Origin of the sequence: Myxococcus stipitatus DSM 14675 (assembly GCF_000331735.1) — a bacterium.
GTDB lineage: Bacteria > Myxococcota > Myxococcia > Myxococcales > Myxococcaceae > Myxococcus > Myxococcus stipitatus.
Window position 1 is genome coordinate 3,793,088 of record NC_020126.1, and the last position, 20,759, is coordinate 3,813,846.

Consider the following 20,759-nt stretch of genomic DNA (forward strand, 5'->3'; position numbering starts at 1 on the left):
ACAGTCAAGTGCTCTTTCCGTCACACCTCCCACCACCACCGAAGGAAACCACGGCATGCAAGGAACCGCAGCGGCGGGCGCTACCCGCCAGGGGCACCCGCCCGGGTTGTACCTCCTGTTCTTCACCGAGATGTGGGAGCGCATGTCGTACTACGGCATGCGAGGTCTGCTCGTCCTCTTCCTGACGAGCACGACCATGGGTGGGTTCGGGTGGAGCCGGGAGGACGCGCTTGGCCTCTACGGCACGTACACCGGGCTGGTCTACCTGACGCCCATCGTGGGCGGCTTCATCGCGGACCGCTTCATCGGTCAGCGCAAGGCCGTGGTGCTCGGTGGCGTGTTGATGATGATAGGCCACCTGGTCCTCGCCATCCCCAACGTGATGATGTTCTACGTGGGCCTGGGGTTCCTCATCATCGGCAATGGCTTCTTCAAGCCCAACATCTCCACGATGGTCGGTGGCCTGTATCCCCAAGGTGACGGCCGTCGCGACGGCGCCTTCACCATCTTCTACATGGGCATCAACGTCGGCGCGATGCTGGGCAACTTCATCTGCGGCACCCTGGGTGAGAGGGTCGGCTGGCACTGGGGCTTCGGCTCCGCTGGCGTCGGCATGCTCCTGGGCCTCGTCGCCTTCGTGCTCCTGCAGAAGAAGTATCTGGGAGATGTGGGGTTGGCTCCCGTGAAGCGCGCGGAGCCCGTCGTCGCTCGGGAGGAAGTCCCCAAGAAGGCCTTCAGCCGCGACGAGATCGACCGCATCGTCGTCATCTTCATCATCGCCATCTTCGTCGTGGCGTTCTGGGCGGGCTTCGAGCAGGCCGGCGGCCTGATGAACCTCTTCACGAACGAGAAGGTGGACCGGACGGTGTTCGGTCAGCTGGTTCCCACGACCTGGTTCCAGAACTTCAACTCGCTCTTCATCGTGCTGCTGGCGCCGGTGTTCGCCGCGCTGTGGAGCTGGCTAGCGGCTCGCGGCAAGGACCCGAGCATCCCGGTCAAGATGGGCATGGGGCTCGTGTTCCTGTCCGTGGGCTTCGTCTTCATGTTGGGCGCCGCCGGCCAGAGCGACGCGGGCGGCAAGGCCGCCGCTCACTGGGTCATCCTGGCGTACCTGTTCCACACCATGGGCGAGCTGTGCCTGTCCCCGGTGGGTCTCTCCATGGTGACCAAGGTCGCGCCTCACCGCATCGTCTCCGCGATGATGGGCGTGTGGTTCCTGGCGAACGCGGCGGCGAACAAGCTGTCCGGCAAGATTGGTGCGGCCTCGGGCCAGCTGGGCGAGTTCGACGTGTTCCTCTACCTCGGCATCGGCTCCGGCATCGCTGGCGCCATCCTCATCGTCGTGGCGCCCATCTTGAAGAAGATGATGCACGGCACTGACCAGCTGAAGCCGGCGGACCCCTCGGGCGACACCGCGCAGGGCGGCACCGCGGCGGCGGCCTGAGTCTGGGGCCTCGGGGGGGCTCGCGCTGACGAGCGCCCCATCCGCGTCCTTCCAGGAAGAGAAGTCATGACGCCGGAGCCTCCCGAGAAACTGGGGCTCCGGCGTTCTTCTTTTCGCGGGGGGAGCGGAGGGCTCGAGGTTGCGTGCCCGGGTGTCACGCCTCGACCCGATGACCCTGGGTGCTGGACTGGCCCCGCCTGGAAGGGGAGGGGCCAGCCCGAGGTGCTTCGTTCAGGCCGACTTGGCGGTGATGCCCGGAGCGGCGGCCTCACCGGACGCCTGCGTCGCGGACGTCTGGTAGTAGTCGCGCACCACGTAGCGACGGGCCACCAGCGCCATGCCCACCGCGGCCACCAGGGCCATGCCGGCGTAGAAGAAGAACTGGCCGGAGCCCGAGAAGACGTTGAGCGCCGCGGCGATGGCCACCGCCACGTTGGCCAGCGTGTTCGTCACCAGCCACACGCTCTGGATGGTGCCCTTCATCTGCCGAGGCGCCTGCGTGTACGCGAACTCCAGGCCCGTGGTGGACATCAGGATTTCGCCCAGCGTCAGCACGACGTACGGGAGAATCTGCCAGGAGATGTTCAGCACCGTGCCGCCTTCCATCGCCACCTGGAAGAAGCCCGCGATGATGAACGACACCGCGCCGAACACGAGGCCCAGCGGCATGCGCCGCAGCGGCGTCAGCTCCCACCCCGCGCGCTGCGACAGCGGGTACACCACGCCCGTCAGCAGGGGGATGAGCAGCATCACCAGCATCGGGTTGACGAACTGCATCTGGCTGGGCTGGAACTCGAACCCCAGGACATTCAGGTCCATGGAGGCCGCCTGGACCACCCAGGTCGAGGCCTTCTGGTCGAAGAGCATCCAGAAGAAGGGCACGAAGGGCAGCATCAGCCCGCTGACGCGGAACACGGCCTTGGCACCCTCGACGGCCTCCTCGGGGTGCTGCGCGCGGGCGCCGTCGAGCCAGTGGCCCGGCTTGCCGCGGTTCTTCAGGGCGCTGAACACCACCTTGAGGAACGAGTGCGGGTTTGCGCCCGTGGGCGGCACGACGACGTAGTGGCGCCGGCCCGCCCAGAAGATGATGGTCGCGATGAACATCAGCACCCCGGGGATGCCGAAGGCCACCGACGGCCCGAAGTTCTTCAGGAGCAGCGGGATGAACAACGACGCGAAGAACGAGCCGAAGTTGATGGTCCAGTAGAAGATGGCGAAGAGCTTCTTCACCAGGTGGCTGTTGGACTCGTTGAACTGGTCTCCCGCCATGGCCGCGACACACGGCTTGATGCCGCCGCTGCCCACCGCGATGAGCGCCAGTCCCGTGTAGAAGCCCGTGGCGTTGTTCTCGAAGACGGCCAGCAGCCCATGGCCGATGCAGTACACGACGCTCAACCAGAGGATGGTCCGGTACTTGCCCCAGAACCGGTCCGCCAGATAGCCACCGATGAGCGGGAAGAAGTACACCCCCGCCATGAAGGTGTGCATCAGGCTCTTGCCCTGGGCGGTGCGCAGGGCAGGGTCCGGCACCTCGTTGAGGAGCAGGTACTGGATGAGGAACATCGTGAGGATGTTCCGCATCCCGTAGAAGCTGAAGCGCTCACACGCTTCGTTACCGATGATGAACGGTATCTGCGGCGGGAACTTGTTGTCCTTCGCAGCGGGACTCTCAGCCATGAGTCAGGGTGCTCCCTGGTGGAGAAAAGTGGGGGCTCAAGCGAGTCAAGCGCCCAACCCTATCCAAGCCCCGGCCTGGACTCCACCGAAGGCCCTCACCGCGACACCTATCTCTCCGGTAACCGGTCCCCCGCTCCACGGAGGGGCAGGCTCATGTCACCCGCGGAGTCCGGTTCGGCGCTCCCGCACCGCGCCTGCCCGCCCTCCCGCATTCCGATGACGGTGTGCCTTTGTTGGTACACCTTAATCTGAGTGCACCCGTTTGACAGGAATTGATAAGGGCCTATCATGTGATCAGCGGTTGAAACTGATTCCGCGAATCACACCCCACCTGTGAAGTCTTCCTCCAAGGTGGACGGGGGGTTGGGGGTGAATGAAGGCACCCCCGCCCCCCGCTCCATGTTTTGGACGGGCCGGACTGTCAGCGCAGCGCGCCATTCGCCAGCGGCGCGGGTCCATCCACGCGCTTGCCCACGCGCGCGCGCCGTGACTTGCCCAGCACGTGCGCCAGGTAGCGGCCCGTGTGGCTGCCGACCACCTTGGCGACGCTCTCCGGCGTGCCCACGGCCATCACCTGGCCTCCGCCGGCGCCGCCCTCGGGCCCCATGTCGATGAGCCAGTCCGCGCTCTTGATGACATCCAGGTTGTGCTCGATGACGAGCACGCTGTTGCCCGCGGCCACCAGCCGGTTGAGCACGGACAGCAGCTTGCGGATGTCCTCGAAGTGCAGGCCGGTGGTGGGCTCATCCAGGATGTAGAGCGTGCGGCCGGTGGCCACGCGCGCCAGCTCTCGCGCCAGCTTGATGCGCTGGGCCTCGCCGCCGGACAGGGTGGGGGAGGGCTGTCCCAGGCGGATGTAGCCCAGGCCCACGTCGCTCAGCGTCTGGAGCACGCGCATGATGTCCTTGTGCGCGCTGAAGTGCTCCATCGCCTCGCGCACGCTCATGTCCAGCGTCTCCGCGATGTTCTTCCCCTTGTAGCGCACGCGCAGCGTCGCCTCGTTGAAGCGCTTGCCGCCGCACACCTCGCAGGGCACGTACACGTCCGCCAGGAAGTGCATCTCCACCAGCTTGACGCCGTCGCCCTCGCACGCCTCGCACCGGCCGCCCTTCACGTTGAAGCTGAAGCGCCCCGGGCCATAGCCGAACGCGCGGGCCTCCGGCGTCAGCGCGAACACGTCGCGGATGGTGTCGAACAGCTTCGTGTACGTGGCGGGGTTGCTGCGCGGCGTGCGGCCGATGGGCCGCTGGTCGATGTCGATGACCTTGTCCAGGTGCTCCACGCCCAGCACGGCCTTGTGCTTGCCGGGGGCCTCGCGGCTCTCGTACAGGTGCCGGGCCAGCGCGGGGAAGAGGATCTCGTTGATGAGCGTGGACTTGCCGGCGCCGGACACGCCGGTGACGGCGGTGAAGATGCCCAGCGGAATCACCGCGTCCACGTCGCGCAGGTTGTTCTCCTTCGCCCCTTGAATCACCAATTGGTGCTTGGGGTTGGGCGCGCGGCGCTGCTCGGGGATTTCAATCTCCAGGCGGCCGGACAGGTAGCCCCCCGTCACGCTGTTCTCGTCCGCCATCACCTGCTTGGGCGTGCCCTGGGACACCACCTGGCCGCCCAGCTCTCCAGCGCCCGGGCCGAAGTCCACCAGCCAGTCCGCCTCCTCCATCGTCTCCTCGTCGTGCTCCACGACGATGACGGAGTTGCCCAGGTCCCTCAGGCGCTTGAGCGTGGTCAGCAGCTTGCCGTTGTCGCGCTGGTGCAGGCCGATGGAGGGCTCGTCGAGGATGTAGATGACGCCCGTCAGCTCGCTGCCCATCTGCGACGCCAACCGGATGCGCTGGCTCTCACCGCCCGACAGCGTGGACGCGGTGCGGTCCAGCATCAGGTAGCCCAGGCCCACGTCCACCAGGAAGGACAGGCGGCTGCGAATCTCCTTCAGCAGCTCGGTGGCGATCTTCCGCTCGTGCTCGGACAGCGCCATCGCACCCAGGAAGGCCAGCGCGTCCGCGATGGTCAAACGGCTCAGCGCCACGATGGAGTGGCCATGCACCTTCACCGCGCGGCTCTCCGGGCGCAGGCGCTCGCCCTTGCACGTGGGGCAGGGCTTGTCACTGAAGTACTTCTGCAGCTCGGTGCGCCGGGCCTCGGACGTGGTCGTCTTGAAGTTGCGCATCAAGCGCTCGACCAGGCCCTCCCACTCGACCTTGTAGTTGCCGCCCTCGCCCCACTGGATGTTGAAGCTCTTGCCGTTGGCGCCGTTCATCAGCGTGTCGCGCTCGCGCTTGGACAGCTTCGCGTACGGCACGTCCAAATCAATCTTGAACGCCTTGGCCAGGCTCTCCACGAAGTCCGCCGTCCAGCCCTCGCCGCGATTCATGCCGCTGGCCCACGGCTCGATGGCGCCGTCGCGGATGCTGCGCGAGGTGTCCGGGACGATGAGGTCCGGGTCCATCTCCGGCCGGGTGCCCAGGCCGTTGCAGTCGGTGCACATGCCCAGCGGGTTGTTGAAGGAGAACGACGCGGGCGTCAGGTCTCCGAACGACACGCCGCAGGAGGGGCACGCGTTGAGCTCGCTCATCACCCGGTCCGCCGTCGCGGCGCCCGTCTCGTCGGTGATGATGAGGGTGCCCTTGCCCTCGCGCAGCGCCGTCTCCACGGAGTCGGTGAGCCGCGTCTTGATGTCCGCCTTGAGCACGAGCCGGTCGATGACCAGCTCGATGTCGTGCTTGGTCTTCTTGTCCAGCTCGACGCGCTCCTCCAGGCTCTTGAGCTTCCCGTCGATGCGCGCGCGGGAGAAGCCGCGCTTCTGCGCCTCCGTCAGCAGGTCCTTGTGCTCGCCCTTTCGGTTGCTGACGAGCGGCGCCAGCACCTGGACCTTGCTGCCAGCGGGCATCTTGAGGATTTCGTCGACAATCTGCTGCGCGCTCTGCTTGCCCACCTTGCGCCCGCAGTTGGGGCAGTGCTGCACGCCGATGGAGGCGTAGAGCACGCGCAGGTAGTCGTGCACCTCCGTGACGGTGCCCACCGTCGAGCGCGGGTTGTTGCTGGCCGCCTTCTGCTCGATGGAGATGGTGGGCGACAGGCCCCGGATGGTGTCGTACTTGGGCTTCTCCATCTGCCCGAGGAACTGCCGGGCATAGGCGGACAGGCTCTCGACGTAGCGGCGCTGCCCCTCGGCGTAGAGCGTGTCGAAGGCGAGCGAGCTCTTGCCGGAGCCGGAGACCCCCGTGAAGACGACCAGCTTCTTCTTGGGGATGTCCAGGGAGACGTTCTTGAGGTTGTGCTCCTTGGCGCCTCGGAGGGAAATGACGTCGGGCTCGGACATGATGGGCGGGCTGCTTACCACTGAATGGACGTTCCGGTAGTGGGAAAACTCGGGACGGTGGGTGGAACCTCGTCAACGCGCGACGTCGCTCCCACACTCCCTTCCAGGGTGGGAGCGGGAGACGCCAACCGGGCGTCACTGGAGGTGGCGCCGGGATTCCGATACAGGGGCGCCTTCCATGACACCCCGCTGGGTCCTCCCCGTGCGCTACCGCGGCACGCCACTGCTCATCTTCTCGAGCGTGTTGTTCGCGGTGATGGCGCTGTGTGCCCGTCTGCTCGCTGGCCGCCTGTCCACGGGGCAGGTGGCGTCCGGGCGCTTCTTCATCGGCCTGCTCTTCCTGGCGTTCTACTTCCCGATGTTGCGGCGCAAGCCCCGCTTCGGCCGGATGCACCTGTGGGCGCTGCGCGGCGTCTTCGGCGGCGCCGCCGTGTACCTCTACTTCATGGCCATCGACCAGATGACGGTGGGGCCCGCGGTGATGCTCAACGCGAGCTGGCCCATCTACGCGGCCATCATCGGGTGGCTGTTCCTGGGCGAGCGCGTGACGGGCACGCTGCTGGCGGGGCTGGTGCTCACCACGGTGGGCGCGGGGCTGGTGATGTGGAGCACCTTCTCCGAGGGCGCGTCGCTGACCATGGGCTTGGGCGCCTGGGCGGGCCTGGGCTCGGCGGTGCTGGGCGGCGCGGCCGTCGTCGTGGTGCGCGCGCTGCGCAACGAGTCGGACGCGGCCTCCGTCTACCTCTCGTTCTGCTTCTTCGGGCTCCTGTTCAGCCTGCCCTTCGCGCTGCGCGACTGGAGGCCGCTCGGCTGGGATGTTGTTCTTCCCCTGCTGGGCGTGGGGCTGACCTCCGTGGTGGCGCAGATGACCTTCACGTATGCCTTCAACTACGTCACCGTGCTGGCCGGCGGCGTCGCCACGCAGTTGACGCCCGTCTTCTCCTGGGTGATGGGCACGGCGCTCCTGGATGAAGCCGTCTCCCCCCTGGCCGTCACCGGCGCCCTGGTGTGCATGCTGGGTGTCCTCTGGGGAACGGGCGTGCTGGAGCGCATGCGCCCCGTGAGCTCCCGCCCCACGACGTGAAGACTTTCTCACCCGCGAGTTGCGGGTAGTTTGTCCTGCCCGCCTCCTGGCATTCCTGAAGGAATTTCAGTCCCACCTGCCTCCTGGGAAATGTTGTTCCCACACAGGGAAACTCGTTTCTCAGGGAGCCCCACGACTTGCCCTGTTGTCCGGCGGACGCGTGTCGCCGCCTGCATTCGGGCACCCGGGTTGCAGAGGCGCCCCCTCCGCCGGAATCGCGCGGTGCGAGGCCGCGTGGAACCCGGGCCCGGGGTGTCGTGGGGAGGCAGGAATGAGACGTCTGTATTGGGTGGCGTGGGTGGCGTGGGTGTTGGTGTCGGGTTGCGAGCCCCCGTCGTCCCAGCGCGCGCGGAGCGCCTTCGTGGTGAACCCGGAGGCCATCGACTTCGGCGCCGCCGCCGTGGGCCGCACCAAGAGCCTCAAGCTGAGGGTGACCAACGGAGGCCGGGCCTCGTACCGCGTGGAGGGTGCTGTCTCCAGCATCCCCAATGTGACGGTGCCGTCCTTCGCGCCCTTCACCTTGAGCGGCGGTGGGGAGCGCGAAATCGAGGTGCTCTTCAAGCCCGACGTGGAGGGGCCGGTGCAGGGCTCGCTGGAGCTCATCACGGACGCGGACTCGCGGGGGGATGTGCCGGTGCTGGGCCGGGGTGTGAAGGCCTTCGTCGAGGTGCCCGAGACGGAGCTCGACTTCGGCAACGTGGCGATGGGGCTGGTGGAGATGCGGCAGGTGACGGTGCGCAATCCGTCGGACGTGGAGTCTCCGTTGGAGCTGTCCCTGCAGGGCACGGACGCGGACCAGTTCACCGCGGAGCGCGGCGAGGCGGAGATGCTGGCGCCTGGGGAGTCGCGGGTGGTGTCCGTGGCCTTCGCGCCCAAGCGGTTGGGCTCGGCCTCGGCGGAGCTGCGCGTGGCGGTGTGCGAGGGGTGTGAGCCCGCGGTGGTGCCGCTGCGGGGCACGGGCGTGGCGTCCAAGCTGGAGGTGACGCCGCTGCGGCTGGACTTCGGGCGGGTGGCGCTGGGGGCCAGCGCCGAGCAGTCCATCACCGTGCGCAACCAGGGCAACCTGCCGCTGCGCTGGTCGGGGGTGGTGCTGCAGGACAACCCGGGGAACGTGTACCGGGTGGTGAGCACGCCGGTCGTGTCCGGAGGCGCGCTGGAGCCAGGGGCGGTGGTGGAGGTGCGCGTGGCCTTCTTGCCCACGGCGCTGGGACGGGCGGGCGAGGGGCGGGTGGAGGTGGGCGTGCATGAGCAGGGCTCCAGCGCGCCGGGCCCCAAGGTGTCCCTGGTCGGCGAGGGCGGCACGTCGTGTGTGTCGGTGCTCCCTCGCGAGCTGGACTTCGGCGTGGTGGCGGAAGGGATGACGGCGACGCGCTCGGTGGAGGTCGTGAATCGCTGCCGGGACAGCGTGCTGGTCAACAACCTGCGGCTGGACACGGCGCAGGGCGGTTACTTCACGCTGGCGCAGGCGCCGGCCAGCGTGACGGTGCCTCCAGGGCAGTCCTCCTACGTGGGCATCACCTTCAGTCCTCGCACGGGGACGGCGCGCGCCAGCACCGGCCAGCTCGCCGTCACGGTGCGCTCGGGCGGCACGCTGTCGACGGAGGCGGTGGGGCTCAAGGGCACGGGCCGCGTGTTCCAGCCCTGCCAGTTCCAGCTTCCCGAGCACCTGCGCTTCGGCAAGGTGCCCGTGGGCGCGGAGGTGTCCATGGGCCTGGTGCTGCGCAACACCGGCACGCAGCCGTGCTACCTGGCGTCCATGCAGCTGGCCACGGGCTCGGCTCCGTCCTTCACGTCGCGGACGGTGCGCAATGGCGTGCTGCTGCCCGGCGCGAAGACGACGCTGGTGGTGCGCTTCAAGCCGGATGCGGAGGGCCCCTTCGAGGGGCTCGCGGAGGCGTGGGTGAACCACCCGACGCAGGGCCATCCGCTGGTGGCGCTCTCGGGGGAGGGGGTGCGGGGCTGCTTCGCGATACAGCCCACCACGGTGGACTTCGGCCTCACCAAGCTGGCGTGCGGCCCGCGCACGCGGGAGCTCCTGGCCATCAACGACTGTGTCGGCCCGGTGCAGGTCGCGGGGATGGCGCTGGAGCAGACGGGCACCGAGTTCCAGGTGGGGCCGATGAATGCCTTCCCGTCGCAGCTGGCGCCGGGGGCTCGCGTGAAGCTGACGGCCCGCTATGAGCCCGTGGACGATGGGATTGACGCCGCGGCGCTGCGCTTCCGTCTGGAGGACGGCTCCGAGTACACGGCGGGCCTCCTGGGCAAGGGCGCGACGAAGGCGGAGCAGACGGACCGCTTCCTCCAGGAGTCGAAGGCGAAGGTGGACGTGCTCTTCGTCGTGGACAACTCCGGGTCGATGATGGAGGAGCAGCAGAGCCTGGGGCAGAACTTCGCGGCCTTCCTGAGCGCGGCCACCGCGTCGTCGGTGGACTACCGCATCGGCGTGACGACGACGGGGCTGGAGTCGTCGCCCGGCGGTTGGTCCGAGTGCCCCGGCGGCGCGCAGGGCGGTGAGAACGGGCGCCTGTTCCCCGTGGACAACTCCCGGCCCCGCATCATCACTCCGGCCACGGCCAACGCCGCGGGCGTCTTCGCGGACAACACGAAGGTCGGTGTGTGTCATTGGAACGAGCAGGGCCTGGACGCGGCGCACCGCGCCCTGTCGGACCCGCTGCTCTACAACCAGGACGACACCCGCACGCAGCAGCCCAACGACGGCAACGGGGGCTTCCTGCGGCCGGACGCGAAGCTGGCCATCATCTTCCTCTCGGATGAAGAGGACTTCAGCGCGCAGCCGGTGTCCTTCTACGAGACGTACTTCCTGGCGCTGAAGGGCAACGACAAGACGAAGCTGAGCATCAACGCCATCGTCGGCCCCATGGACCTGGCCACCTGCCCCACGTCGAGCAGCTCCGGCAGCCGCTACATCCAGCTCGCGCAGGCGACGGGCGGCGTGGTGGAGAGCATCTGCACGCCGAACTGGGCCGCCTCGCTGGAGAAGCTCTCCAACAGCGCCTTCGGCCCCAACCGCAAGTTCCCCCTCACCCAGGTGCCCGCGGACACGGCGCGCATCGTCGTCACGGTGGACGGGGTGCTGGTGACGACGGGGTGGGAGTACGACGCCGCGACCAACAGCGTCATCTTCGAGCGCGACGCGGCGCCCGCACCGGGGACGTGGGTGGAGGTGACGTACCCGCTGGGCTGCAACTAGGGGCCTTCCGGGACTGTGGCCTTTCTGTCAGCCATCCATCCCCCACGGGAAGGATGGCTCGACAGCCCTGGGGCGGGAGGGCAACCTTTCGGGCGCGATGCCGGAGCCCCTCCTGGTTGCTGCCTTGGGTGACATCCACGGTCGCTTCCACCGCGTGGAGACGTGGTTGGACGCGCTGGAACAGGCACGTGGCCGGCCCGTGGGGATGGTGCTGGCGGTGGGCGACGTGGAGGCATTCCGCCGCGCGGATGACCACCGGCGCAAGGCCGCCAAGCGCACCATGCCCGCCGAGTTCGCCGAGTACGCGGACGGCATCCGCCGCGTGAAGCGGCCGCTCTACTTCATCGGCGGCAACAACGAGGACTTCGAGGCGCTGCACGACTTCCAGGACGGAGGCGAGCTGGCGCCCGGGGTGACGTACCTGGGGCGTTCCGGCTCGCGGGAGCTGTGCGGGCTCCGGGTGGCCTACCTGTCCGGCATCCACGCCCCGCGCTTCATCGAGCAGCCCCTGCGGCGCCCCATCACCCAGGACCTGATGAAGCAGGCGGGGTACTTCCGCGCGGCCGAGGTGGAGCGGGTGATGCCGCTGCGGGACATGGACCTGATGCTCGTCCATGAGTGGCCGCGCGGCATCGTCCAGCGCGCGCGCGAGGAGAACCCCACGCCGCCCCGGCCCTTGCCATCGTATTGGATTGGCAACCCAGTGACGCGAAAGCTGGTGGACACGGTGCTGCCGCGGTGGATGTTGTGCGGGCACTCGCACAAGGCCTTCGCGGTGACGCTGGAGGGGGTGGGGCGCCCGGCGACGCGCATCGCATGCCTGGACCAGGCCACCCGTCCGGAGGAGTCCGTGTTCTGGCTGGAGTACGAGGGCCGCACGGCGGTGCGTGCGGGGTGGGGCGTCACGGGACAAGTGGCCTGGACGCTGGGCCAGCGCTGGGACATGGCGTCGCTGCCGGTGCCCTCGGTGGAGTCGGAGGAGGGCGGCGCCACGGTGACGGCGCCCGTCTAGAAGACGCCCGAGATGCCCGCCATGCGCGCGCCGACCACGGGCTTCCAGCGCGTGGCGGTGGGCGAGGTGCTGGACTCGGAGGAGGTCACCGCCTGCTGGCGTCCGTGCATCAGCAGGGGGATGGCCACGCCGAAGGCCGAGCCGAGAATCGCGCCCATGGCCACGTCGGTGAGGTAGTGCTTGTCCGCGCCCATGCGCAGCAGGCCCACGGAGGCGGCGAGCGGAAGGCCCACGGCCCAGATCCATTCCTGGTGCTCGTAGCCTCGCAGCGCGGCCACCGTGCCGGCGGACACCACCAGCGAGAAGGCGAGGCTGGTGTGGCCGCTGTAGAAAGACAGGTTGTTGTCGCTGGGCTGCTCCGTGAGGGGCTTCTGGTCCGCGGACAGGACGTGGACGAAGGGGCGCTCGCGGCCGGCGATGAACTTCACCGCCTGGTTGGCCAGGATGGCGAGCATCGTGCTCTCGAGGATGATGGTGGCGTCCTCGGCGAAGAAGCGGTCGGGGGCCTTCGAGGAGCGGACGAGCGCGAACTGCGCGCCCATCACCCCCAGCGGCACCGCGCCGAAGCCCAGGATGTTGCTCCAGGTGGCCGCGCGGTGACGGGACGCGTCGGTGTCCCCGGCCAGTCCTCGGCCCCAGCGGTCCAGGCGATTGAGCCTGTCGGTGCCGTCCGGCGCCCGGTCACACCAGCGGCACTCCGCGGGGGCCAGGTCCTCCTTGAAGAGTGCTTCGCTGGAAATCCAGAGGACAGCGGAAGTGCCGGTGATGATGCCGTCCCGGGCCCAGTCGAAGCGCAGCTCATGGAGCTTCGGCGCGTCGTCGGGGGACTGGGCCAGGGCCGGCGTTGCCGGGACGAGAGCGACCAGGAGGGAAAGTGCAAGGGACGGTATGAGCGTGCGCACGTCACGCAGCATAGGGCTCCGCTGGCGCGGGGCGAAGGGTTTGACTACAAGCAAGCGACTCCCATTGTCATCCGAGGAATCAACGTGAGCGAGCACCCCGTCGACTTGACGGCCGAGTCTTTCGAGCAGACCACCGGCGCCCCGGGGTTGGTCCTGGTGGACTTCTGGGCGGAGTGGTGTGGTCCGTGCCGGAACTTCGCGCCCATCTTCGCCGCCACCGCGCAGAAGCATCCCGACGTCGTCTTCGGCAAGGTCGACACGGAAGCGGAGCAGGACCTGGCGGGCCGCTTCGAGGTCCAGTCCATCCCCACGCTCATGGCCTTCAAGGGCGGCGTCGTGGTTCATCGCTCGAGCGGAGCGATGCCGGCGGGCCGGCTGGATGCGCTGGTCAAGTCGCTGAAGTCGGTGGACGTGGACGCGGTGAAGCGCGCCGAGGAGAACAAGAAGCTCACCGAGCAGGGCATCGTCCCGCCGGGTGTCCATCCCGAGGCGGAGTGGGATGCGGGCGACAGCGAGTGGGTCCACGGTGGGAAGGACGCCAAGGGGCGCAAGCAGGGGCCCTACAAGTACTGGCGCGCGGACGGCACGCTCTGCAACGAGTGCCTCTTCGAGAACGACAAGCCGCACGGCCCCTTCAAGCGCTTCCACGAGAGCGGCGAGGTCTCGCAGGACGGCGAGTTCGTGAGGGGCGACCTCCACGGGCCGCGCACCTGGTACGCCTCCGACAAGTACACGACGGAGCGCATGCACGAGAACGGCGTCTCCACGGCCATCCGCAAGACGGTGATGACGTACGAGCACGGCCGCGTGGTGGGCGTGAAGCACTACGACGGCCAGGACCGCCGCGTCGTCCCGACGACGGGCGAGCCGTACCCGGACCGGCCCCAGAACGTCCCGCTGGAGGCGGAGTACCGCGAGGACATGAACCAGTGGTCGCACGTCAACCTGGACGTCGCGGGCGAGCGCCATGGGCTGTCGCGCTTCTGGCTTCCGGAGGGCGAGCTGCTCTGGGAGGGCGAGTACGTGGATGGCTCGCGCCAGGGGCGGTATCGCTCGCTGGCGAAGGATGAGTACCTGGACCCCGCCGTGCGGTTCGACGAGGGACGCTTCGACCAGGGCGAGGCGTGTGATGTCTGGACGCTGCTGGACGCGGACCGCGCGGTGTTGCTCTCGCGGGACCTGGGCGTCGCGCAGTTCGAGGACGCGCTGAGCGAGTCACAGGTCCTCTCGCATCTGCCTCGGCCCGCGTCGGCGTGGCGCGAGTACGCGGAGACGTGCCTGAAGGAGCGCAAGCACCGGGAGGCGGTGCTGGCCATGGCGCGCGCGGTGGCGAGCGACCAGCAGGTGGCGCCGATGCTCGAGTTGCTGGAGCGCGTGGCCCTGCCGAGGACGCCGCGGAACGCGCGAGGCACGGCGGGCGAGGTGCTGGAGAACGCGAGCAACTCCTGGGCGGCCCTGGCGGGCGCGCTGGTGCGCGGCGGCGACGTGGCCATGCTGCTGCGCGGCTGCGCGGTGTTGCTGGACCAGTCGGACAAGCCTCGGGCGGCCTTGGACTTCATCAACGCGGCGATGCTGCTGGCGCCGGAGCGCGCGGAGTACCTGTTCACGCGCGGCCTCATCCTGTTGAACATGGGGCTGGACGCGCACGCGCTGAAGGACGCGGAGGGCCTCGCGAAGGTGGAGCCCGACACGGCGGACTTCCTCCGGTCCTACACGCGGGGCCTGTTCCCCGTGTTCGACTTCTGGCCGGCGAAGGAGACGCCGCACTCGACCTACAACAACCTGCCGGAGGCGCCCGCGCAGCCGCTCAGCGCCATCCAGCGAGTCGTCCAGAAGTACGCCACGCGGTTGCAGAAGATCCGCACCGAGCTCCAGGGCCGCTTCAAGGCCGGGGTGTCGATGCCGTGGATGCCGCCGGACCTGTCCGCGCTGCTCCCCGAGGGGCCGGTGGAACTGCTGGAGGAAGAGGTGGACGTGGGCGAGGACTCCGTCTCCGTGGACGAGAGCCTGGCGGTGGCCGGCGTGGGGTTGCCGGACCTGATTCGCTTTGCCCGCGCGGATTGGAGCGCGCTCACCTGGCTGCTGTGGGCGTGTGGTGAGTCGAAGCTGGTGATGCCCAAGAAGGTCGCGTCTCCGGAGAACTTCGGCCATGCGGCGGGCATGTCGAGTCAGCGCCTGTGGCGCGCGAGAGATCGCCGCGTGACGGGTGGACGTGGAGCGAAGGCCTCGGGGGCCGCGAGCTTCGATTTCGAGGGAGTGGCCATCGACGCGGTCCACCCGCAGCTCGTGGGCATCGTCGAGCAGCACTACAGTGAGACGCAGGCGATGTTCTATTGGCTGGCGGACAGTGACAATGTTTCACCCTGGCAGGACAACCTGAGGGGGAGCTGAACCATGAATCGCACTCCTCGAAAGGTCGAAGTCGCGGACCCGCTCTGGAATGCCCTGGAGGCCATGAGTCGGGAGATGGGCGTGGACAAGGATGTCCTGGTCAACCAGGCCATCTTCGCGCTCGCGCGGCAGTTTGGATTCATCCAGACCACGCAGGTGAACCTCGCGGAGGCGGCCTCGTCGCAGGCGCCGGTGGTGACGCGAGAGGCGCCAGTCGTGGTGGCCGCCCCCGTGGTGGTGGCGAAGGCACTGGTCGAGGCGACGCCCGCCATCGTCGAGAGCACGCCCGCCGTGGAGGTCGCCGCACGCGTGCAGGAGCTGGTTCGCGACGTGGAAGAGAAGGTGGTTGCTCGCGCCGCGCCTGTCCCTGCTCCCGCACCCGTCGCGGTGGATGAGGTGGAGGAGGACGAAGAGGAGGAGCCGCGGACGGGCGAGCACGAAGGCGTGCCGGAGGAGCTGGAGGAGGACGCTTCCGCCAGCGCCAAGGCTCCCGCCGAGTCCGAAGAGTCGGAAGAAGAAGAGGCCGAGGAGAAGCCGCCCGTCGATGTGGAGGCGCTCCGGGAGGCCGTCGCGGTCCGCGTCCGGGACGTCGTGAGTGACGTCGACCGGATGGTGGAGGCCGTGGAGCCGAAGGCCGCCGACGAGGACTCGGACGACGACTCCGACGAAGACGAAGACGAAGACGAAGATGAGGACGAGGAGGACTCCTCGGACGAAGCGGATTCGGACGACGAAGACTCCGACGAGGCCGAGGACTCGGACGACGAGGACGCTTCGGACGAAGCGGATGCGGACGACGAGGACTCCTCGGACGAAGCGGATGCGGAGGAGGAGGCCTCGACCGGCGAAACCTCGGACGACGAAGACTCCGACGACGAGGAGGCTTCGGCGGGAGACGACGAAGGCGCGGACTCCGACGAAGTCGCGGCGTCGAGCGAGCCCGCGTTGCTGGATGACGGAGAGCCGCCCGACACGGACGCAGCGGCGTCGGCTTCGGGTGAGCCGGCGATGCTGGATGACGAGGACCCCATCACCGAGGACCGCAAGGTTCCGGCCCCGGTGAATCCGAAGCCGGACAAGACGATCATCGTTCAGGCCAAGCCGGAGCTGAAGGTGACCGTCAAGCTCGACGAAGGGGAGCCCGTGGTCGTCGCGAAGGAGCGCTTCATCCTGGGCCGTGGGCCCAGCGCCGACCTGATGGTGAAGTCCGCCCGGGTGTCGCGTGAGCACGCGGTGGTGTCGCGGGATGGGACCCACGTGTTCATCGAGGACCTCAAGTCCTCGAACGGAACCTGGTTCGACAACGCGCGCATCTCCCGTCGGCAGGTGTCCGACGGTGAGGAGTACCTGCTGGGCGGTATCCGCATCACCTTCTCGCTGACGACCTGAGCTTCACGTCGTCGCACTGCCTCCATCGTCCACCGTGACGGTGGAGGCGGTCGCGCGAAGGTCCTGGCACCTGTCGGCATCCACGAAGGTGCGGAATGGGCCGGGCGCTTCACGGTTGAGGGGCGATTCCCATGGAACTCGTACGCGCCGCCGAGCTGCCATTCCTGTCGTTGTCGACGTTGTTCGCCCGCTCGTTCGAGGGGTACTTCGTCCCGGTTCCCGATGCGCCGTCGGCCTTCGATGCGAGGGTGCGAAGCGAGCACATCTCGCTGATGGAGAGCCGGGTCGTGAAGGTGTCCGGTGAGTCCGCGGGGCTCGTGTTGATGGCGCGGCGCGGACGCGTCAGCCGGGTCGCGGGCATGGGCATCATCCCCCGTCATCGCGGCCAGGGATTGGGGGGCGCGATGCTGCGTCCGCTGATGGAGGAGGCGCGAGCGCGCGGAGACTCGCGGATGGTGTTGGAGGTCATCGAGCAGAACACCTCCGCGGTGAAGCTCTATGAGCGACTGGGCTTCCGGAAGACGCGGCGGCTGGTGGGCTTCACGGGGGCGCCCGCGCCGGAGCCCGGTGTGCTGGAAGAAACAGACCTGAGCGAGTGCGCGAAGCTGTTGCCGGACGGGCTGCCCTGGCAGCTCGACGCGGCCACGGTGCGAGGGTTGTCCTTGCCCGCCAGAGCCTTCCGCTGTGGCCCTGCCCGCGCGGTGGTGGCGGATGTCTCCGCGCCCGTGTTGGGATTGCGGTCGCTGGTGGTGGAGTCGTCGTCGCGAGGGCAGGGCGCGGGCCGCGGATTGCTGCGAGCCCTGGCCGCCGCGCACCCCGGGAAGACGGTGGTGGCGAGTGCCATCATCCCGGAGGGGCTGTGTGAGCGATTCTTCCTCGGCGCGGGTTTCGCGCAGTCACCGCTCACGCAGTTCGAGATGGTCCTGGACTTCTGAGGCCAGGACTCACCGCTCGCGCAGGCGCATCACGAGCGCCGTGAGGTGGTCCCTCGCGGCGGTGATGAGCTCGGGCCGCTGACTCTGGAGCGCCAGCCGGAACGAGGCGATGGCTGACGCCAGCTCCTCGCGAGGCAAGCCCGTGAGCTGGACGTGCAACGCATCCGCGCGAGCCAGGGCCGTCGTGTTGGGCAGCGCGTCCTGGGGGTGGAGCTTCAGCGCGGACATGGCTCGCCGCGCTTCCTCGATCTGCGCGGGTGTGAGCTTGCCGGGACGCTGCTCGATGACGAAGGACTCCTTGCGGCCCGTGGCGACGACGGTGATCTCCACCTCGAGGATGCCATTGAGGTCATACGTGAAGCGCACGTCGATGGACTGCTCACCCGCGGGCGCGGGGGCCAATCCGCTGAACGCGTACTCGCCCAGCTTCACGTTGTCGCTGCACTGCGCATGCTCGCCTTGGTAGACCTCCAGCCGGATCTCCCGCTGGAAGTCGCCGGCCGTCCAGTAGCGCTCCACGCGGCTCGCGGGGATGACGGTGCCTCGCTCCAGGATGGGGCTGAAGATGCCGGTGATGCGCCGGTGGCCTTGCTGGGCGGCGGTGCTCACCCCCAGCGTGAACGGGGCCACGTCCGTGACGACCAGGTCATCCACGGCCTGGTCTCCAGCCTTCATCGCCGCTTGCACCGCCGCGCCCATGGCGACGGCTTCGTCCGGGGGCAGCTTGCGCAAGGGCAGCCGTCCAAAGACTTGCGTCGCGAAGCCGGTCACCACGGGCATGCGCGTCGAACCACCGACGAGCAGGACCTCGTCGATGTCGGAGGCCTTGAGCGAGGCATCCTGCAAGGCCTGATGGATGGGGCCTCGCAGCCGCTCGAGCGCCGGGGCCCAGGCGTGTTCGGCTTCCTCTCGCGTGAGCGAGAACTCGAAGTCGACCTTGCGCCCTTCACCCACGGGAAGCTCGGGGAGCACGATGACGGTGCGGTCCGTCTGGGACAGCCGTCGCTTGGCCGCTTCGCACGCCTCCCGCATCCGAGCCCAGCCGGGGGGATGGGCTTCCAGGTCCACGCTCTTCGCGTGACGCAGTTGCAGCGCGAGGTGGCGCGCCAGGAGGGTGTCGAAGTCCTCTCCACCGAGCCGTGCGTCTCCGGCCGAGGATTGAATCTCGACCACGCCTTCGATGATCTCCAACACCGTGACGTCGAACGTCCCGCCGCCGAGGTCCAACACGACGGCCTTCATCTCCCGCTGCCGCTCGTGCAAGCCATAGGCGAGCGCCGCCGCGGTGGGCTCGTTGATGATGCGCTCCACCTCGAGGCCGGCGATGGCGCCCGCGTCCTTGGTGGCCTGTCGCTGCGGGTCACCGAAGTAGGCGGGGACGGTGATGACCGCCTCTTCGACGGGCCGCCCGAGGAAGGCCTCCGCATCGCGCTTGAGCGACGAGAGAATCAGCGCGGAGAGTTCTTGGGGTGAGTAGTCGCGGCTCCCCAGTCGATAGGTCCGTGAGGTGCCCATGTCGCGCTTGAAGGCGAAGGCGGCCTGCTCGGGGTGGAGGACCGCGCGAGCCCGTGCCGCCGCGCCGACCAGCATGTTCCCGTGGTCATCGAGCGCGACGGCGCTGGGTGTCAGGAACTCGCCGAGCGCATTGGGGATGATGACCGGGTGGCCGTTCCTGAAGACAGACACGAGGGAGTAGGTCGTGCCCAGGTCGATGCCCAGGATGGGAGACGGAGTGGAGGGGCTCATAGGCTTTGGGGACAGAGCTCTCGGAGCGCTGTTTCAAGACGGGTTTGCGCGTGGTTCCGCCGGAGCCGTCGCGCCGTGGCGACTTGAATGTCGGCGGGGCTTCGCGTGGTCATCTCCTCCACCGCGATGCGAAGCCGCAGGTAGTTCGTCGAGACCACGGCGCAGGTTCCTGACTCGGCCGAGGAGATGAGCTCGAAGAGCTTCGAGCAGGGGGGCTTCGTCTCCGCGTCTGGAGTCTCCTCGCACAGCACCCGGGCCTCCGCGCGCGCGGTGGTGGCGTGCTCCAGTCGTGACGGTGGAGGTCTGTCGGGAGTCGACCCGCCGATGACTTCCACTCCGACGGCGAGCATCAACAGGGCGATGAGGCCGAGGATGACGTACCAGGTGTACTTCCGCGCCGCCGCCGCATGGGTCGCCGGTGCGACGGGACGGGCCTCTCCACCGGGGTGTTGTTCGGCGGAGGGGGCTTGAATGTGAAGTCGCTGAAGAAGGGACGGTGTGCCGGTGCCCACGAAGCGCTCGCCCATCGCGGCGGAGAACAAGGGGCAGTGGGCTCGAAGCTGCTCGAGGGCCTCCGCGGTGCGTTCCGGCTCACGCCGGCGATAGGCCCGCAGGTGCTCGCGCGCGTTCTCGATGCTGCCGTTGATCACCGAATGGGCGAGGAGCCTGCGCACGCCGTTGGGGAAGTCGTCGCTCAGCGTCCCCAGCTCGAGAACCAGCGTCCAGAGCCAGGCCTCGTCCTGCTTCTCGAAGGCCTCATCGAGTCCCTCGGCCTTCAACCAGTCGGCGTAGCGCCGCTGGAACGTGCGGGCCTCGACGGGCTGGCCGTTCATGTGCAGGTGCAGGAGGAAGCCCAGGATCCAGGTGGGCTGGGGCGGAGGGTCTTCCGGATGGTCCTTCAGCGAGGCGAGTGCCAGGAGTGCCACCTGGCCCGCCTGTGCCCACGCATCGCGGGTGCCCAGCTCGTCGGCGAGCTTCCACAGGAAGGGCGGGTCGACCATCGTCCCGAGCAACTGGAGCTCGGCTCCCGTCAACGCGTGCGGGAAGACCTGGGCGAGGCCGACGAGGAACTCCGGATGCCCTTGGTTGGCGGCGTCCCGGAAGGCTTGAGTCGCCTCGGCCTCCTGTTTCGCGGCCAGCAGCGACTTGATGAGCCAGTGCCGGGCTTCCGCGGCTTCGGGGAGGGCCGCGACGGCCTCGCGGGCAATCTGGACCGGGGCGTCGAGCGGCGCATCCGAGGGGAGCGTGCTGAACCGCGCTCGGAAGGCATCGAGCCGCTGGTCCGCGCTCTGGGGGCGCTGCGGCGGAGGCGGCTGCGCGGTGCTGGCCTCTGGCTCGGAGTGGGTGCGAGGGGCTTCGGTCCCCTCGAGCGCGGCCTTGACCCGCTCATAGGCTTCTCGCAGCCGGGCGAACCCCTGAGGGTCCACCTCCGGCTTGCGTGTCTTCAGCACTCGCAGATACGCCCTGCGCGCGAGGTCGGGCGCGGTTCCCGCCTCCACACCCAGCTCCCCCCAGGCCTCTTCCAGTGTCATGAATGCCTGCACGCTACACTGGCGACTGGGCGGGAGAGAATCTCGACGGAGGGCCTGGCCATGCCCCGCGCTGGGAGTCAATGAAAAGCCCGACTCACATGCCAATCGCGTGAA

12 protein-coding genes are annotated in these 20,759 nt (G+C 68.5%); 7 read left to right on the forward strand and 5 right to left on the reverse strand.

Annotated elements, in window-relative coordinates; all coding sequences use genetic code 11:
• Nucleotides 1-55 precede the first annotated feature (55 nt).
• Nucleotides 56-1,444 (forward strand): peptide MFS transporter, encoded by a 1,389-nt coding sequence (locus MYSTI_RS14805; protein WP_015348573.1) that lies wholly within the window; start codon nucleotides 56-58, stop codon nucleotides 1,442-1,444.
• Nucleotides 1,445-1,675: 231 nt separating this feature from the next.
• On the opposite strand, the gene MYSTI_RS14810 is transcribed toward MYSTI_RS14805, so the two are convergent.
• Both MYSTI_RS14810 and uvrA read right to left on the reverse strand, forming a co-directional pair.
• On the reverse strand, nucleotides 1,676-3,121 hold the full coding sequence (locus tag MYSTI_RS14810) for a POT family MFS transporter (protein ID WP_015348574.1): 1,446 nt from the start codon (nucleotides 3,119-3,121) through the stop codon (nucleotides 1,676-1,678).
• Nucleotides 3,122-3,542: 421 nt separating this feature from the next.
• Nucleotides 3,543-6,443, reverse strand: a complete 2,901-nt coding sequence (gene uvrA / locus MYSTI_RS14815; protein ID WP_015348575.1) for an excinuclease ABC subunit UvrA — start codon at nucleotides 6,441-6,443, stop codon at nucleotides 3,543-3,545.
• A 178-nt stretch (nucleotides 6,444-6,621) separates the two neighbouring features.
• On the opposite strand from uvrA, the gene MYSTI_RS14820 reads away from it, so the two are divergent.
• The 3 genes from MYSTI_RS14820 (at nucleotide 6,622) to MYSTI_RS14830 (ending at nucleotide 11,750) form a co-directional block, all read left to right on the forward strand.
• A complete protein-coding gene (locus MYSTI_RS14820; protein ID WP_015348576.1) occupies nucleotides 6,622-7,527 on the forward strand; it encodes a DMT family transporter in 906 nt (301 codons plus the stop codon).
• 271 nt (nucleotides 7,528-7,798) lie between these two features.
• Nucleotides 7,799-10,738, forward strand: coding sequence for a choice-of-anchor D domain-containing protein (locus tag MYSTI_RS14825; RefSeq protein ID WP_015348577.1), 2,940 nt, complete (start codon nucleotides 7,799-7,801; stop codon nucleotides 10,736-10,738).
• 97 nt (nucleotides 10,739-10,835) lie between these two features.
• Nucleotides 10,836-11,750 (forward strand): metallophosphoesterase family protein, encoded by a 915-nt coding sequence (locus MYSTI_RS14830; RefSeq protein ID WP_015348578.1) that lies wholly within the window; start codon nucleotides 10,836-10,838, stop codon nucleotides 11,748-11,750.
• Here MYSTI_RS14830 and MYSTI_RS14835 read toward each other — a convergent pair.
• Entirely contained in the window at nucleotides 11,747-12,664 is a 918-nt protein-coding gene (locus MYSTI_RS14835; protein ID WP_015348579.1) for a phosphatase PAP2 family protein, read from the reverse strand. The two genes, MYSTI_RS14830 and MYSTI_RS14835, sit on opposite strands and share 4 nt — an antisense overlap.
• A 72-nt stretch (nucleotides 12,665-12,736) precedes the next feature.
• Between MYSTI_RS14835 and trxA the strand changes: the two genes are divergently transcribed.
• The 3 genes from trxA to MYSTI_RS14850 all read left to right on the forward strand — a co-directional run bounded on the left by trxA (nucleotide 12,737) and on the right by MYSTI_RS14850 (nucleotide 17,367).
• Nucleotides 12,737-15,043 carry a thioredoxin gene (gene trxA, locus MYSTI_RS14840; RefSeq protein WP_015348580.1) on the forward strand — a complete coding sequence of 769 codons (2,307 nt, stop codon included), beginning with the start codon at nucleotides 12,737-12,739 and terminating at the stop codon, nucleotides 15,041-15,043.
• A 3-nt stretch (nucleotides 15,044-15,046) separates the two neighbouring features.
• Entirely contained in the window at nucleotides 15,047-16,432 is a 1,386-nt protein-coding gene (locus MYSTI_RS44610; RefSeq protein WP_015348581.1) for an FHA domain-containing protein, read from the forward strand.
• Between the two features lie 131 nt (nucleotides 16,433-16,563).
• Nucleotides 16,564-17,367 carry a GNAT family N-acetyltransferase gene (locus MYSTI_RS14850; protein WP_015348582.1) on the forward strand — a complete coding sequence of 268 codons (804 nt, stop codon included), beginning with the start codon at nucleotides 16,564-16,566 and terminating at the stop codon, nucleotides 17,365-17,367.
• Between the two features lie 9 nt (nucleotides 17,368-17,376).
• Here the strand turns inward: MYSTI_RS14850 and MYSTI_RS14855 are convergent, their stop codons facing one another.
• Both MYSTI_RS14855 and MYSTI_RS14860 read right to left on the reverse strand, forming a co-directional pair.
• Nucleotides 17,377-19,113, reverse strand: coding sequence for an Hsp70 family protein (locus MYSTI_RS14855; protein ID WP_015348583.1), 1,737 nt, complete (start codon nucleotides 19,111-19,113; stop codon nucleotides 17,377-17,379).
• Nucleotides 19,110-20,645: a hypothetical protein gene (locus MYSTI_RS14860; RefSeq protein ID WP_015348584.1), complete on the reverse strand. Its 1,536-nt coding sequence runs from the start codon at nucleotides 20,643-20,645 to the stop codon at nucleotides 19,110-19,112. The genes MYSTI_RS14855 and MYSTI_RS14860 overlap by 4 nt, the downstream gene beginning before the upstream one ends.
• Between the last annotated feature and the right edge of the window lie 114 nt (nucleotides 20,646-20,759).